General features: G+C 65.7%; 13 protein-coding genes and 1 other RNA gene. 10 read left to right on the top strand and 4 right to left on the bottom strand.

Annotation, left to right across the window (positions count from 1 at the left end; genetic code table 11):
* Nucleotides 1–30: 30 nt before the first annotated feature.
* A complete protein-coding gene (locus tag IVA91_RS17660) occupies nucleotides 31–774 on the bottom strand; it encodes a sulfite exporter TauE/SafE family protein (protein WP_247278452.1) in 744 nt (247 codons plus the stop codon).
* Between the two features lie 230 nt (nucleotides 775–1,004).
* Here IVA91_RS17660 and IVA91_RS17655 point away from each other — a divergent pair, with 230 nt between their 5' ends.
* Nucleotides 1,005–1,277, top strand: a complete 273-nt coding sequence (locus tag IVA91_RS17655) for a hypothetical protein (protein ID WP_247278453.1) — start codon at nucleotides 1,005–1,007, stop codon at nucleotides 1,275–1,277.
* A 7-nt stretch (nucleotides 1,278–1,284) separates the two neighbouring features.
* Here IVA91_RS17655 and IVA91_RS17650 read toward each other — a convergent pair whose 3' ends face one another.
* Nucleotides 1,285–2,655 (bottom strand): PLP-dependent aminotransferase family protein, encoded by a 1,371-nt coding sequence (locus tag IVA91_RS17650; protein WP_247278454.1) that lies wholly within the window; start codon nucleotides 2,653–2,655, stop codon nucleotides 1,285–1,287.
* 79 nt (nucleotides 2,656–2,734) lie between these two features.
* Between IVA91_RS17650 and IVA91_RS17645 the strand changes: the two genes are divergently transcribed.
* A complete protein-coding gene (locus IVA91_RS17645; protein ID WP_247278455.1) occupies nucleotides 2,735–3,163 on the top strand; it encodes a DUF983 domain-containing protein in 429 nt (142 codons plus the stop codon).
* 74 nt (nucleotides 3,164–3,237) lie between these two features.
* Nucleotides 3,238–3,951, top strand: coding sequence for an alpha/beta hydrolase (locus IVA91_RS17640; RefSeq protein ID WP_247278456.1), 714 nt, complete (start codon nucleotides 3,238–3,240; stop codon nucleotides 3,949–3,951).
* A gap of 163 nt (nucleotides 3,952–4,114) precedes the next feature.
* Here the strand turns inward: IVA91_RS17640 and rnpB are convergent.
* Nucleotides 4,115–4,545, bottom strand: an RNA gene (rnpB, locus tag IVA91_RS17635) — RNase P RNA component class A.
* Nucleotides 4,546–4,694: 149 nt separating this feature from the next.
* Here rnpB and IVA91_RS17630 point away from each other — a divergent pair.
* Both IVA91_RS17630 and IVA91_RS17625 read left to right on the top strand, forming a co-directional pair.
* Nucleotides 4,695–5,048: a YciI family protein gene (locus IVA91_RS17630; RefSeq protein WP_247459037.1), complete on the top strand. Its 354-nt coding sequence runs from the start codon at nucleotides 4,695–4,697 to the stop codon at nucleotides 5,046–5,048.
* A 132-nt stretch (nucleotides 5,049–5,180) separates the two neighbouring features.
* Entirely contained in the window at nucleotides 5,181–6,416 is a 1,236-nt protein-coding gene (locus tag IVA91_RS17625) for an RNA polymerase sigma factor (RefSeq protein ID WP_247278606.1), read from the top strand.
* A gap of 92 nt (nucleotides 6,417–6,508) precedes the next feature.
* Here IVA91_RS17625 and IVA91_RS17620 read toward each other — a convergent pair whose 3' ends face one another.
* Nucleotides 6,509–7,372 carry an N-acetylmuramoyl-L-alanine amidase gene (locus IVA91_RS17620; protein WP_247278607.1) on the bottom strand — a complete coding sequence of 288 codons (864 nt, stop codon included), beginning with the start codon at nucleotides 7,370–7,372 and terminating at the stop codon, nucleotides 6,509–6,511.
* 444 nt (nucleotides 7,373–7,816) lie between these two features.
* Here IVA91_RS17620 and rsmH point away from each other — a divergent pair, with 444 nt between their 5' ends.
* The 5 genes from rsmH to murF all read left to right on the top strand — a co-directional run bounded on the left by rsmH (nucleotide 7,817) and on the right by murF (nucleotide 13,870).
* Complete coding sequence (gene rsmH, locus IVA91_RS17615; protein WP_247278458.1) at nucleotides 7,817–8,806, top strand: 16S rRNA (cytosine(1402)-N(4))-methyltransferase RsmH; 990 nt, start codon at nucleotides 7,817–7,819, stop codon at nucleotides 8,804–8,806.
* Nucleotides 8,807–8,809: 3 nt separating this feature from the next.
* Nucleotides 8,810–9,202, top strand: coding sequence for a hypothetical protein (locus IVA91_RS17610; protein ID WP_247278459.1), 393 nt, complete (start codon nucleotides 8,810–8,812; stop codon nucleotides 9,200–9,202).
* The gene (locus IVA91_RS17605; RefSeq protein ID WP_247278460.1) at nucleotides 9,199–10,953 is read left to right on the top strand and encodes a penicillin-binding protein 2; all 1,755 of its coding nucleotides are present in this window, start codon (nucleotides 9,199–9,201) and stop codon (nucleotides 10,951–10,953) included. The genes IVA91_RS17610 and IVA91_RS17605 overlap by 4 nt, the downstream gene beginning before the upstream one ends.
* An 83-nt stretch (nucleotides 10,954–11,036) precedes the next feature.
* Nucleotides 11,037–12,494 (top strand): UDP-N-acetylmuramoyl-L-alanyl-D-glutamate--2,6-diaminopimelate ligase, encoded by a 1,458-nt coding sequence (locus tag IVA91_RS17600; RefSeq protein ID WP_247278461.1) that lies wholly within the window; start codon nucleotides 11,037–11,039, stop codon nucleotides 12,492–12,494.
* Nucleotides 12,491–13,870, top strand: coding sequence for a UDP-N-acetylmuramoyl-tripeptide--D-alanyl-D-alanine ligase (gene murF / locus IVA91_RS17595; RefSeq protein WP_247278462.1), 1,380 nt, complete (start codon nucleotides 12,491–12,493; stop codon nucleotides 13,868–13,870). Before IVA91_RS17600 ends, murF begins: the two co-directional genes overlap by 4 nt.
* The last annotated feature ends 94 nt before the right edge of the window (nucleotides 13,871–13,964 follow it).

Raw genomic sequence — 13,964 nt, 5'->3', positions numbered from 1 at the left:
CGGCGCCGGATAATTTGCGGCGCCGTGGGGCTAATATGCACCAACACTGTTCGAGACGAGGCCGAGGCCGGACAGGAACAGAAGGCCGAGCACGACATCGCCAAAATGCTTGTCGCTCAACGCGTGATAGACGCGTGCGCCGGCCCATGCGCCGATCAGCGTGCCCGGAAAGGCGACCAGCGCGAGCCAGACCACCTTGAAAGCGACGAGGCCCGACGCGGTCTGCAACGCCAGCGCGGTCGCGAGCACCGTGAAATTGAAGAGCTGGAAGATGCCGCGCCGCTCGTGCTTGTTCCAGCCGCGGATGTTGGCCCACAGGATCGGCAGCGGCCCCGACAATCCGGCGAGGCCGCCAAGAATGCCGCCGGCAAAGCCGATCGCGCCGTCTGCGATCCTGCCGCCGAATTTGATCGCGAGCGACCTCTTGTTCAGATACAGCGCGCTCGAGAAGATCAGAAGCAGCACACCGACGCTCAGCTTGAAAACTTTTGGGTCGGCCGAGGCGACCATCATCGTTCCCAGCGGCACGCCGACCAGCCCGCCGATCAGGAACGGCCAGACCAGCGAGAGGTCAAAACTCTTCCACATCGACGGCAGCGTCGAGGTCTGGGCGATTACCGAGCAGATCAGCACCAACGGCACCGCAAGCGATGGCGGCAGGACGTAGAGCCAGATGCCGAGCGCCATCAGCGCCGTGCCGAAGCCGGCCAGTCCCGAGACGAAGCCGCCGGCCAGCGCGCCGAACAACAGCAGGACGTAGGTGAGCGTTTCCAACGGATCATCCTTGTTGCAATGGCGATCCCGAACTGTTGATCACCAGCGCCCGCATAGCACGCTTGCTGCCGTGCCGGTCAATCCGTGCTGCACGCAAGCGTGATCTACGGGGTTCGGGCTTTCGCGAAAGACACGCCTACATGACGGTCGTACTTCAGTACTTCAATCCTGCGGCCCGTCCGACGCCATCGTGCGCTCCGTTCGGTCAGTCCCGCACAAGATGATGGAGAATGACGGTGACCCGCATGAACATTGCCGTTGCGGCCGCGCTGATGTCGGCGGCGGCCTTGATGCCGACAATAGCGCAGGCGCAGCTTTCCGAACCTGCGGCCTATCAGGCCGCCCATCCCGACCGCGACGTGCTGAATGGCGGACAGCTCACGCCGGCAGCGCGCGCCGCGCTCGGCCAGCAGGGCATCCCGCGCGACGCCTATGCATCGCAGGCCTATCCGTCACCCGCTGTGCCTGCGCTTCGCGCGCGCCATCGCCGTCAGCATCGATAGGTTTTCGCTAGACGATCTGCCTGGTGTCGGCCGGCTTGTGCAGCGCGCTGACCAGGATGCGCAGCGCCTCGGTCAATTCCGCCCTGTTGCGCGCTGCGCCCAGCGAGACTCGCGCCGCATGCGGCGGCATCCCATCGACGGTGAAGGCTTCGCCGGCGACCAGTGCGAGTCCATTCCGCAAGAGATGCCCCGCGACATCGGACCGGCCCTCCGGCAGCCTCAGCCAGAGATGATGGGCGGCGGGCCTGGCCAGGAACTGAAATCCTTTCAGCGCGCGCTGCGCGAGCTGCTGGCGGCCAACCGCTTCGTTGCGGATGGCGGCGATGATGCGATCGGCAATGCCGGTCTCGATCCAATGCGTCACCAGCGCCACCATCAGCGGTGCCGGCATCTGCACGGTGGCCTGCAAATGGCTGCGCATCGTCTGCTGTGCATCGTTGTCGGGCGTCAGCAGATAGGCGACGCGAAGCGCCGGCGCGATGCATTTTGACAGCGTGGTGGCGAGATAGGTCCGTTCGGGAATGAGGTTCGCGATCGGCGATGCCGAACGGTCGAGCAGCCCGTAGGCGTCGTCCTCGATCAGTGTCGTACCGGCATCGCAGATGATCTTTGCGATCGCGCTGCGCCGCTCGGGGGATAGCGTCGCCGTGGTCGGATTGTGCAGCGTCGGAATGAGATAGACGGCTTTCGGCCTGTGGGTGCGGCAAGCGTCTGCCAGCGCGTCGGGCAGGATCCCGCCGTCATCCATGGCGACGCCGACGAGCTTGATACCAAGCCGCGCCGCGGCGGCCTTGATGCCGGGAAAGGTGAGCGCTTCGGTCAGAACGATGTCGCCGGGCCGTGCGAGATGGCTGAGCAGGTTGAACAGGATCGTCTGCGCGCCGGGAAAGATCACGAGCTTGTCGGCATGCGCATGCGCAACGCGGGCGCGCATCCAGCGTGCCGCAACCTCGCGCTCATGTGCGCTGCCGCCGGGCGGCTGGTAGTTGAGATGCGCCGTCAGGCCCGATTGCGCGCGGATGGCTCCCATTCCGGCGATGATGCGCTCGTCGAGCTGTGCCTCCAGCGGCTGTGGCGGCACGTTCATCGAGAGGTCGATCGCGACTGGGTGGGGCAGGTCGACCGCGCGGCGCGCGCTGGTCTCCGACACGAACGAGCCCTGTCCGACCCGGGCCTCCATGATGCCGCGGCGCCGCGCCTCGGTGTAGGCGCGCGTCACCGTGGTGAGGTCGATGCCGAGCGCTTTTGCGAGCGCGCGCTGTGTCGGCAATTGCTGGCCGCGCACCAGTCGGCCCGCGGCGATGTCGGCCTCCATGGCCTCGACGATACGCTGGTAGCGCGGGCCGGAAAGCTCGGAGATTGTCGGGGTCCAATCCATGCAATTTGGCTCCATATCCTTTGAATGTATGGATGCAATACATTATTGTATGGATCGTGGAAAAGGAAGAGGTGTGGTCATGGCGACGGTCTCTCTGGCGAAGGCGATGTGGCGCGGTTTCACCGGCAAATGTCCGAATTGCGGGGAAGGGCACATGTTCGGCCGCTTCCTGAAAGTGGCTGACGCTTGCGATCATTGCGGCGAGGAGCTGTTGCACCAGCGCGCAGACGACTTTCCGGCCTATCTCGTGATGGTCGTGGTCGGTCATCTCGTGGTGCCGGCGATCCTTGCGGTTGAGACCGCCTATGCGCCGCCGGAGTGGCTGCAACTCGCGGTGTGGCTGCCGGTGACGCTGTTCGCGTCGCTCGCATTACTGCAACCGACCAAGGGGGCCATCGTCGGGCTGCAATGGCAACTCGGCATGCACGGTTTCGAGGCGAAGAAGCTGCGGCGCGAAGGCAATGCGCTTGCACCGGTGTTGGTGAGGGCGGACACGCGCGGGGCCTAAAGCGGCCGCAGCGTTTTACATCGCGCGTTCGGCCGTTACACTCCGTCGGACAAACAAGAACGATGGAAACGCCGATGTCCGCACGCTCGAAGACTTTTCTGCTCTGTCATGGCGCATGGTCCGGTGGCTGGGCCTGGAAGAACATGCACCCGCTGATGGCGCAGGCCGGCCACCGGCTGGTCGCGCCGACCTACACGGGTCTCGGCGAGCGCGCGCATCTGGCAAGTCGTTCGATCGATCTCGACACGCATATCCAGGACATCCTTAACGTCATCGCTTTCGAGGACCTCAGCGACATCGTTCTGCTCGGCCACAGCTATGGCGGCATGGTCGCCACCGGCGTCGCCGACCGCGCACGCGAGCGCGTGACACAATTGATCTATCTCGATGCCTTCGTGCCCCGTGACGGCCAGTCGCTGTTCGACCTCAACGAAGGCGGGCGCGAGCCGATGCGAAGGGCGGCCGCCGGCGGTGACGGCTACCGCATCCCGCCAAACCCACCGCCGCCTGACACGCCGCAGGCCGATCTCGACTGGCTCAATGCGCGCCGCGTCCCAATGCCGATCAAGTGCTTCGAGGCGCGGCTGAAGCTCGCGCACGGCGATGCGACAGTGCCGCGCAGCTACATTTATTGCACGCGCATTCCGCCCGGCGATGTATTCGGGCAGTTTGCGAGGCGTACCAAGAGCGAGGATGGCTGGCGCTATGTCGAGCTCGACGCCAGCCACGCGCCGAATGTGACTGCACCGGAGGCGCTGATGGCGGTGTTGCAAGAGATCGTCGGTTAGTGTCTTCGTCATTCCGGGGCTCGCGAAGCGAGAGCCCGGAATCCATCGATCGCCTGAATTTGCTGCCCGATGGATTCCGGGCTCGATGCTGCGCATCGCCCCGGAATGACACCTCTAAAATGGTGAGGGGCTCGGCGCATTCACGCCGAACCCCTCGTTGCAAGATATCAGCCGGCCTGTAAGCCGGGTTCTGTAAGGCACCGCCCGCTTGCGCGAACGGTACGTGACGGCCATTCCTCTGGGGTCATGTTTGCACATGGCCTCGAGCAACCTACCCGGACGGCGGGCCTGACATTGCCCCGCGGCGTTATCGCTTGCGCGAACGGCCCGCTGTGCCGTCCCTATTCGGTTTTGCTCCCGGTGGGGTTTGCCATGCCGGCTCCGTTGCCGGATCCGCGGTGCGCTCTTACCGCACCTTTTCACCCTTACCTCGCCGAAGCCCCGAAGGGGCGAAGGCGGGCGGTTCGTTCTCTGTGGCACTTTCCCTGGGGTTACCCCCGCCGGACGTTATCCGGCACCGCATGTCAAGGGAGCCCGGACTTTCCTCCCCGGCGGCCTTTCGGCCCCTGCCGGAGCGGCCGTCCGGCCGACTGACGGCTTACGCATGGAGCATTTGTGACGGTTCCGTCAAGCCGATATCGCCGCGCGTGCGGGCTTCAAATAATTTATCCTGAAGATGTCGTTTGGTGCGTGCCCCGTTCGACTGGATGTCGGCAACACAGCCGAACCACAGGAGTAAAGCAATGCAGTATCTGCTGATGATCTACCAGAACGAGGTCGAGTACGCCAAGAACGATGCGGCGACCAGCCAGAAGATGCTGGCGGAATATCAGGCCTTCACGCAATCCATCATCCAGAGCGGCAACTTCAAGGCCGGCGACCGCTTGCAGCCGACGACGACGGCGACGACCGTGCGCGTGCGCGATGGCAAAACGCTGACGACTGACGGCCCGTTCGCGGAGACGCGCGAGCAGCTCGGCGGTTACTATCTGGTCGAAGCCAAGGATTTGAATGCCGCGATCGAGATTGCGGCGCGGATTCCCTCCGCGCGCATCGGATCGATCGAGGTGCGGCCGATCTGGGTCTATGACAAGTGAATGATCGCACCCTCGTCGTTCCGGGATGCGCCGCAAGGCGCAGGCCCGGAATCCATGACCACGATCCGGATTATGGATTCCGGGCTCGTCGCTGGCGCAACGCCCCGCAATGACGTTGGAGGTGGTGATCGCATGACCCCTTCCGAGATCGAAGCCATCTTTCGTGACGAGGCGGGGCGGGCGCTGGCCACGCTGATCCGCCTCGTCGGCGATTTCGATCTCGCTGAGGATGCGCTCCAGGATGCCTTTGCCGTCGCGCTGGAACGCTGGCCGGCATGCGAGATCCCCGACAATCCGCGCGCCTGGCTGGTCAATGTCGCGCGCAACAAGGCGATCGACCGCATTCGCCGTCAGGCCGTCTTTCGCGGCAAGCAGCAAGCGCTGGTGCATGAGCTCGAGCTGAATGCGCAAGCGCCTGACGAGCCGCCGGCCATGCTCGACGACGACATGCTCAGGTTGATCTTCACCTGCTGCCATCCCGCGTTCGCAGCCGAAGTCCAGGTTGCGCTGACGCTACGCACCGTCTGCGGGCTCTCCACCGCGCAGGTCGCGCGCGCCTTTCTCGTCAGCGAGGAGGCAATGGCGCAGCGGCTCGTTCGCGCCAAGCAGAAGATCCGCCTTGCCGGTATTCCTTACGAAGTGCCCGAGCGCGACGCGCTGGCGCTGCGGCTCGACGGCGTGCTCGCCGTGATCTATCTCGTCTTCACCGAAGGCTACGTCGCGACGTCGGGTGCGGACCTGATGCGGCCCAATTTCGCCGCCGAGGCCATCCGGCTTGGCCGCCTGCTGGACCGGTTGATGCCCGATCGCGCCGGCACGAAGGGCGTGCTGGCCTTGATGCTGCTGCACGACGCGCGCCGCGCCGGGCGCGAGACAGCGGCCGGCGATATTGTGCTGCTCGAAGAGCAGGATCGCGGGCTGTGGGACCGCGCGCAGATCGAGGTAGGCCTGCGGTTGGTGGATGACGCCCTGCGCGTGCCGGGCCGGCCGCATCCCTATGCCGTGCAAGCCGCGATCGCGGCGTTGCATGCTCGCGCGACCAGCTTTGCGCAGACCGATTGGCCGCAGATTGCGGGGCTCTATGAGGTCCTGCTGCGCGTCAACCCGTCACCGGTGATCGAGCTGAACCATGCCGCGGCGGTGTCGATGGTCGATGGTCCTTCACGTGCGCTCGCTCTCGTCGATGCGATCACCGCCCGCGGCGGGCTCGCTGGCTACGAGCTGTTGCCCGCCGTACGCGCGGATCTGTTGCGGCGGCTTGGCCGCAAGGACGAGGCGCGCGAAGCTTATCGCGCGGCGACGGAGGCGACGCAGCTGGAGCCGCTGCGGCGGCTGTACGCGCGAAGGATCAAGGAGATGGGTAACTAGCACCGTCGTTCCGGGGCGATGCGAAGCATCGAACCCGGAATCTCGAGATTTTGGGTCCGCACGTCGTGCGCCCCGGAATGACGGCTATGCCATCACTTCGACGCGACCGCCGTCCCTTCCGCGGGCAAGCTCGCCAGCAGCGCCTGCAATGTCGACAGCGTCGAATGATCGGCGATACCATCCAGCCGCGCCGGGCGGAAGTGGCGCTGGAAGGCGGTGACGACTTCCATTGTCGCGGCGTCGTATTTGCCGGTCAGCGGCACGCCATAGCCGTACCGGGCGAGCGCCTGCTGCATGCTCAGCACGGCGTCGCTGATGGTGCCAAGCATCAGGCTCTCGCCGCGCACGACCGGGGCGGGCGTCACCCAATGGCCAACGCCGGAATTGGCCAGCGAATGCCACGGAAATTTTTCGCCGGGATCCTTCTTGCGCGCGGGTGCGACGTCGGAATGGCCAAGCACCCGGTGCGGCGGCACCTTGCGGCGGAGCATGATGCCGCGGCATAGCGCGATCACGGCGGCGATCTGGCGCAGCGGATACTCCGGATAGCCCCAGTCATGGCCGCGATTGATGATCTCGATGCCGATCGAGCAGGAGTTGATGTCATCCTCGCCGGCCCAGGACGAGACGCCGGCGTGCCAGGCGCGCCTGGCCTCGGGCACGCATTGCACGATGCGGCCGTCCTCCAGCACGACGTAGTGCGCCGACACGTCGGTCCCCGCCGTGCACAGCCGCGCCAGCGCGCCCTCGACATCGGGCATGCCGGTGTAGTGCAGCACGATCATGTCGGGCTGCCGTCCCTTGGCGCGCTCGCCATGGTTCGGCGAGGGGATGATGTCGGAGACGATCGAGGAATCGGGATCGAACGTTCGCATGCCCGCCGCGGCTTTGGGAACCGGGAGAACGCGTTGACGCTTCGAATCAGCTCCAGACGGCGTGGACGAACCGGACGGCATGAACAGCTCGAGTTGGACGAGAGTGTGGGCCAAGCCCTTCTCTTTACTATTCCTTTACCCTTCGGCCGCGCGCAATCGCGCGGCGCGGTTAACGGATGCATTTTGGCGCATGTGTGTGGATGAAGCATCACCACGGCGTCACCTTTTCGACTTGTCGCGAGCCGATCAACGCTTTCTTAACGCTAAGGGCCGTTACTCAGAGATGAAGAGCCGACCCGCGTCCGGAGGCGGCCAAAGCGTATTTTGGCTCGAAATCCCATGGCTGCCCGACAAATTCCACTGGGAACACTGGGTTTGCGGCCCGGGACAGCCGGGCTTGGGAACCGTGCTAGACGAGGGCTTTGTCGTGGAACCGCCGCGACGCAGAATCATTCGAGGCGTCATGGGCTGCTTCGTCCCCAATCTGGCATCGACGCCGGGCTGGGTGTTCGGCAGGCGTGGCGCATGAGCTCGGCTCCGCACATTCCCGTTCTCGGCCGCGAGGCCGTTGACCATCTCGCCCCGCGCGCGGGCGGCATCTATGTCGACGCCACCTTCGGCGCCGGCGGCTACAGCCGTGCCATTCTCGACGTGCCGGGAACCCGGCTCATTGCCATTGACCGTGACCGCACTGCGATCGCTGGCGGTGCCGAACTCGTCGAACGCTCCGCGGGCCGGCTCACGCTGGTCGAAGATCGCTTCTCGAACCTCGCCGAAGTCTGCGCGGGGCAGGGCGTCGAGGCGATCGACGGAGTCGTGATGGATGTCGGCGTGTCCTCGATGCAGCTCGATCAGGCCGGCCGCGGCTTCTCCTTCCGTCTCGACGGACCGCTCGACATGCGGATGGGGCAGACGGGGCCGACCGCGGCAGACGTCGTCGCCCGCGCTTCCGAAGGCGATCTAGCCGACATCATCTATCTCTTCGGCGAAGAGCGGCATTCGCGGCGCATCGCCCGCGCCATCGTGGCAGACCGGCAGGAGACGCCGTTCACGACCACGCGCGCACTCGCTGATCTCGTCGGCAGGGTCGTGCGCTCGAAGCCCGGGGACATTCACCCGGCGACGCGGACGTTCCAGGCGCTGCGCATCTTCGTCAACGAAGAGCTGGAGGAACTTCAGACGGCGCTCGCTGCGGCCGAGCGCGTGCTCGAGCCCGGCGGCCGCCTCGTCGTGGTCTCGTTCCATTCGCTGGAAGACCGCATCGTCAAGAATTTTCTCGCCTCACGTTCCAAGAGCGGCGGCGGTTCGCGGCATCTGCCAGAGGTGGCGCAAGCCGCGCCGAGCTTCCAGCTGCTGACGCGGCGGCCGATCGTCGCCGGTGAGGACGAAGTTGCGCTCAATCCACGTGCGCGCTCCGCAAAGCTGCGCGCCGCCGAGCGTACCTCGGCGCCCGCGCATCATGATGGCGAGCCATCGTCCTGGCCAAGACTCTCCGACGTCATGAGGGGCGGCTAGCGCATGCGCTTCATCCACCTCCTCGTCATCGGCGCGCTGATCTTCGCGGCAGCCCATGTCTACCGGATCAAGATGGACTCCACCGCGCGCACCGAGAAGGTGCTGCGCCTGCATGCGGAGATCCGGGAGCAGCGCGATGCGATCGCCTCGCTGCGCGCTGAATGGGCCAAGCTCGATGCGCCCCTGCGCCTGCAAGGACTGTCCGACCGGCATCTATCGCTGAAGCCGGTCAACGGCACGCAATATGACTCGCTGAAGAACCTGCCGGAGCGCCCGCCGCGGATGTTCAGGCCGGGCGAGCCCGACCCGATCGGAGCGATGCTCAATACTATCGAAGCCGCGAGCGATCCCGACACTGTGACGGGCTCCGTGCCTCAGCCGGAGGACAATCAATGAGCGCTCCGATCCCGGCAAAACCCACAGAAAAGCCCACCGAGCCCTGGCGGCAGCGGCTGATCCGCAGCCTGCTCTACGGGCGCAACGTCGATCGCGCCGCGAAGGCGCGCGCGCGCGTTGGCCTGGCGATGCTCGCCTTCGCCTCGGTCTACGCCCTGATCGGCGGCCGCCTCGTGATGTTCGCGATCGGGGCCGACGCTCACGGTGCCCGCCGCGCCGCGGCGCAGGAGGTGGTCGCAACCGCGCGGCCCGACATCGTCGACCGTAACGGCGCGATCCTGGCAACCGACGTCAAGGCGGCGAGCCTGTTCGGCGAGCCGCGCCGCATCATCGACAAGGACGAGGCGATCGAGCTTCTGACCGCCACCATCCCCGATCTTGACGAGGCCGAGGTGCGCGAGCGCCTGAAGACGCGCAAGGGCTTCGTTTGGCTCAAACGCGAGGTCACGCCGAAGCAGCAGCAGGACATCCACAAGCTCGGCATTCCCGGCATCGGCTTCCTGCGCGAGAACAAGCGCGTCTACCCGACCGGCAACGAGGTCGCCCACCTGATCGGTCTCGTCAATATCGATAACCAGGGCATCGCTGGTCTCGAGAAGTGGCTCGACAACCAGGGGCTCGCCGATCTCCACCGCGCCGGCTTTGCCACCGACCGGCTGCAAAAGCCGATCGAGCTCTCGGTCGATCTGCGCGTCGAGCATGCGCTCCGCGACGAACTGTTGAAGGCCAAGGACAAGTTTCACGCCAAGGCCGCCTCCGGTATCGTCTCCAACGTCAAGACCGGCGAGATCGTGGCGATGGTGTCCCTGCCGGACTTCGATCCCAACAATCCGAAGGAAGCGCACGACCCCGACCGCATCAATCGCCTGACCACCGGCGTCTACGAGATGGGCTCGACCTTCAAGGCGTTCACGCTGGCGATGGCGCTCGATTCCGGCAAGATCAATCTGAACTCGTCGTGGGATGCGCGCGGGAACCTGCACTACGGCAAGTTCACCATCCACGACAGCCACCCGCTCGGGCGCTTCATCAACACCAAGGAAGTGTTCACCTATTCGTCCAACATCGGCGCGGCACGGATCGCGCTTAACCAGGGCGTCGAGGCGCATAAGGCGTTTCTCGCCAAGATGGGCCAGTTGACGCGGCTGCGTACCGAGCTGCCGGAGAGCGCGGCGCCGCTGATCCCGCGCCGCTGGAGTGAGCTGAACACGGTCACGGCTGCGTTCGGCCAGGGCCTCTCGGTGGCGCCGCTCCAGGCGGTGATGGGCATCAATGCATTGGTGAACGGCGGTTACCTCATTCCGCCGACCTTCATGAAGCGCAGCGAAGCCGAAGCGGCGGCGCTGGCCAAGCGCGTGATCAAGCAGGACACCAGCGACAAGATGCGGTATCTGATGCGGCTCAATGCCGAGATCGGTACCGCCAAGACCGCCGACATCAAGGGCTATTACGTCGGCGGCAAGACCGGCACGTCCGAGAAGGTCATCAACGGCCGCTACGCCAAGAAGCGTGTGCTCAACTCGTTCACCGCCATCCTGCCCTGCGACGATCCGAAATATCACGTCCTGATCATGCTCGACGAGCCGCAGGCCATTCCTGAAACGAAGGGTTTCATCACCTCGGGCTGGAACGCGGTGCCGACCGGCGGCAAGGTGATCGAGCGGATCGCGCCGCTTCTGGGCGTCGAGCCCCGGTTCGATCTGCCGCCTGCGGACCGCCTTATTCTTGCAGCATCCAGAACAACCCAGTAATCAACCGGGTAGGCCATTGCCGCTGCTGAGTCGGGCTTTTCCGAAGATTCGGCTTTCCGGCACGGCGTGTCGGCTGGAAGACCATGAAGCTGCGCGAACTGCTAGGCAATGATGTCGTAATTGAGCCCGCTGCCGCGGCGCTCGATGTGACCGGCCTTGCCCTCGACAGCCGGCAGGTCAGGCCGGGCGATCTCTTCTTCGCCCTTGCGGGCAGCAAGACGGACGGTGCGCGCTTCGTCGATGCTGCGGTCGCGGCCGGCGCGGCGGCCGTCGTCGGCGATCATGCGCCTGATGGCCGCAAGGTGCCGTTCGTGACGGTCGCCAACCCCCGTCGTGCGCTGGCGCTGGCGGCGGCAAAATTCTTCCCTGCGCAGCCTTCGACGATTGCCGCGGTCACCGGTACCAGCGGCAAGACCTCGGTTGCGGCGTTCACGCGCCAGATCTGGGAGCGGCTGGGGCATGCCTCCGCCAGCATCGGCACCATCGGTCTCGTCTCGCCCAAGCACACCGTCTACGGCTCGCTGACGACGCCGGATCCGATCGCGCTGCACCGGCAGATCGACGACATCGCGCGCGACGGCGTCACGCATCTCGCCTTCGAGGCGTCCTCGCACGGGCTCGACCAGTACCGCCTCGACGGCGTGCGCGTCTCGGCCGCCGGCTTCACCAATCTCTCGCGCGACCACATGGATTACCATCCGACCGTCGCGCATTACCTTGCGGCCAAGCTCAGGCTGTTCCGCGAGCTGGTCGCCCCTGACGGCGCGGCTGTGATCTCGGCCGATCATGATTGCTCGGCGGACGTCCTCGACGCAGCGAAGGCGCGCGGCCTGCGCGTGATGGCGGTCGGCCGCAATGGGGACGGGGCAAGCGAGGGCATTCGTCTCGCCGGCGCCGAGGTCGAGGGCTTTTCGCAAGCGCTCGCGATCGAGCATCGCGGCAAGTGTTACGCGGTCCGTCTCCCGCTGGTCGGCGAGTTCCAGATCGAGAACGCGCTGGTGTCGGCCGGCCTTGCCATCGGCACAGGCAGCGATGCAGCCGATGTGTTCGCGAGCCTCGAACATCTCGAAGGCGCCAAGGGACGTCTCGAACGGGTCGGCGAGCGCAACGGCGCACCGATCTTCGTCGACTATGCGCACAAGCCCGATGCGCTGGCGAAAGCTTTGCAGGCGCTCCGTCCCTACGCCAGGCGCAAGCTGGTCGTCGTGTTCGGCGCCGGTGGCGATCGCGATGCCGGCAAGCGGCCGATCATGGGCGAAATCGCGGCCGAGAACGCCGACGGCATCATCATCACCGATGACAATCCGCGCAGCGAGAAGCCGGAAGCGATCCGCGCGGCGATCCTCGCCACCGCGAAGGGCGCCCGCGAAATCGGCGACCGCACTGCTGCGATCCGCGCGGCGATCGAGGACTTGCAGGAGGGCGACGCGCTGCTCATCGCCGGCAAGGGCCACGAGACCGGACAGATCGTCGGTGGCGAGGTGCTGCCCTTCAGTGATCACGAGGCGGTCGCCGCCGCATTAGCATCGAGGGTTGCATGAGCGCGCCGATATGGACGGTTGCCGAGGTGGCGCGTGCGCTGGGCGTCGGCGGATCGTTCCCGGATACGCCGATCGATTTCGTCACCCAGGACAGCCGCCTGGTGAAGCCGGGCAGCCTGTTCGTCGCGCTGAGCGGAACACCGAGCGGCGGCTTCGTCTCCGCCTTCGCCAGCGCGCGTGACGGCTGGGAGTTCGCGGACAAGGCGGAAGCTTCCGGAGCGGTCGCGATGATCGTGCCGCACGAGATCGCGGGCATCCGCATTCCCCAGATCGTCGTGAAGGACACATTGATCGACGGCCTCTGGGGCCTCGCGCGCGCCGCACGCACGCGCTTTCGTGGTGCGGTGATCGGGCTGACCGGCAGCGCCGGCAAGACCAGCACCAAGGAGTTTCTGGCCGCTTATCCCAACGCCTATGCCAGCCCCTCGAGCTTCAACAATTTCTGGGGCGTGCCGCTGACGCTGTGCAATGCGAGGCTAGATGCCAGCGTGTGGGTCGTCGAGATGGGCATGAACCAGCCCGGCGAGATCGCGCGGCTCAGCGAGTTGACCCGGCCGACGGTCGCGCTCGTCGTCAATGTCCAGCCGGTGCATCTGGAAAAGCTCGGCTCGCTCGAAGCCATCACGCGCGAAAAGGTGTCGATTGTACGTGGCCTGCCCGAGGACGGCGTGCTGGTGTTGCCCGCCGGGATCAAGGCGCCGGAATGGAAGGGCAAGGTGGTGCGCTTTGGTGAGCATGCCGAGGTGCATGAAGTCGCGCACGCCCCGCACGGCGAGAGCTGGCAGGTCGTGGCCAGGCTCGGCAAGAAGGAGATCGCCTTCAGCCTGACGCCGGGCGCGCCGCACCGCGTGCAGAATGCGTTGGCCGCGCTCGCCGCGATCCGCGCAGCGAACCTCGATGCGGCGACGCTCGCGATCAAGCTCGATCGGGTCGGCATCATGACCGGCCGCGGCGTCGAGCAGGCGGTCGGCGGTATCACCGTGATCGACGACAGTTTCAACGGCAATCCGGCCAGCATCGCAGCTGCGCTGCAAAGCTTGCAGGCGCGCAACGTGACCGGCGGCCGTCGCATTGCGGTGCTCGGCGACATGCTGGAGCTGGGCGCTGACGCGCCAACCTACCACACCGGCCTTGCCAAGCATCTCGAAGGTATCGATGGCGTCTATTGTGTCGGCCCCTTGATGCGCCACCTCTTCGACGTGCTGCCATCAGGCAAGGGCCTCGGCTGGCACGACGATCCCGCCACGCTGAAGCCGGACGAGGTTGCGAGCCTGCTGAAGGCAGGCGACGTCGTGGTTGTCAAGGGCAGCAAGAAGATGTTCTGGGTCAACAAGTTTGTGCCGGGCCTGGTGGCCGCCTTGCAGGCAAAGGCGTAAACTGCTTGGAAGGCGCTGCTCCCGAATCCCGCCCTTTGCGGCGCAAAACCGTCCGTTTTCCCTGAGGTCGCGACCGATCCGATGATGAAAACCA

Origin of the sequence: Bradyrhizobium sp. 153, assembly GCF_023073835.1 — a bacterium.
Lineage (GTDB): Bacteria > Pseudomonadota > Alphaproteobacteria > Rhizobiales > Xanthobacteraceae > Bradyrhizobium.
Note: the sequence above shows the minus strand (reverse complement) of the source record. Positions and strands in the feature narration are given on the sequence as shown.

Bases quoted from the DNA above. Each gene is read 5' to 3' on its own strand.
- IVA91_RS17640 (WP_247278456.1), top strand. From the start codon at position 3,238: ATGTCCGCACGCTCGAAGACTTTTCTGCTCTGTCATGGCGCATGGTCC.
- IVA91_RS17610 (WP_247278459.1), top strand. From the start codon at position 8,810: ATGCGCTTCATCCACCTCCTCGTCATCGGCGCGCTGATCTTCGCGGCA.
- rsmH (WP_247278458.1), top strand. From the start codon at position 7,817: ATGAGCTCGGCTCCGCACATTCCCGTTCTCGGCCGCGAGGCCGTTGAC.
- IVA91_RS17645 (WP_247278455.1), top strand. From the start codon at position 2,735: ATGGCGACGGTCTCTCTGGCGAAGGCGATGTGGCGCGGTTTCACCGGC.
- murF (WP_247278462.1), top strand. From the start codon at position 12,491: ATGAGCGCGCCGATATGGACGGTTGCCGAGGTGGCGCGTGCGCTGGGC.
- IVA91_RS17625 (WP_247278606.1), top strand. From the start codon at position 5,181: ATGACCCCTTCCGAGATCGAAGCCATCTTTCGTGACGAGGCGGGGCGG.
- IVA91_RS17630 (WP_247459037.1), top strand. From the start codon at position 4,695: ATGCAGTATCTGCTGATGATCTACCAGAACGAGGTCGAGTACGCCAAG.
- IVA91_RS17620 (WP_247278607.1), bottom strand. From the start codon at position 7,372: ATGCCGTCCGGTTCGTCCACGCCGTCTGGAGCTGATTCGAAGCGTCAA.
- IVA91_RS17650 (WP_247278454.1), bottom strand. From the start codon at position 2,655: ATGGATTGGACCCCGACAATCTCCGAGCTTTCCGGCCCGCGCTACCAG.
- IVA91_RS17600 (WP_247278461.1), top strand. From the start codon at position 11,037: ATGAAGCTGCGCGAACTGCTAGGCAATGATGTCGTAATTGAGCCCGCT.
- IVA91_RS17655 (WP_247278453.1), top strand. From the start codon at position 1,005: ATGACGGTGACCCGCATGAACATTGCCGTTGCGGCCGCGCTGATGTCG.
- IVA91_RS17605 (WP_247278460.1), top strand. From the start codon at position 9,199: ATGAGCGCTCCGATCCCGGCAAAACCCACAGAAAAGCCCACCGAGCCC.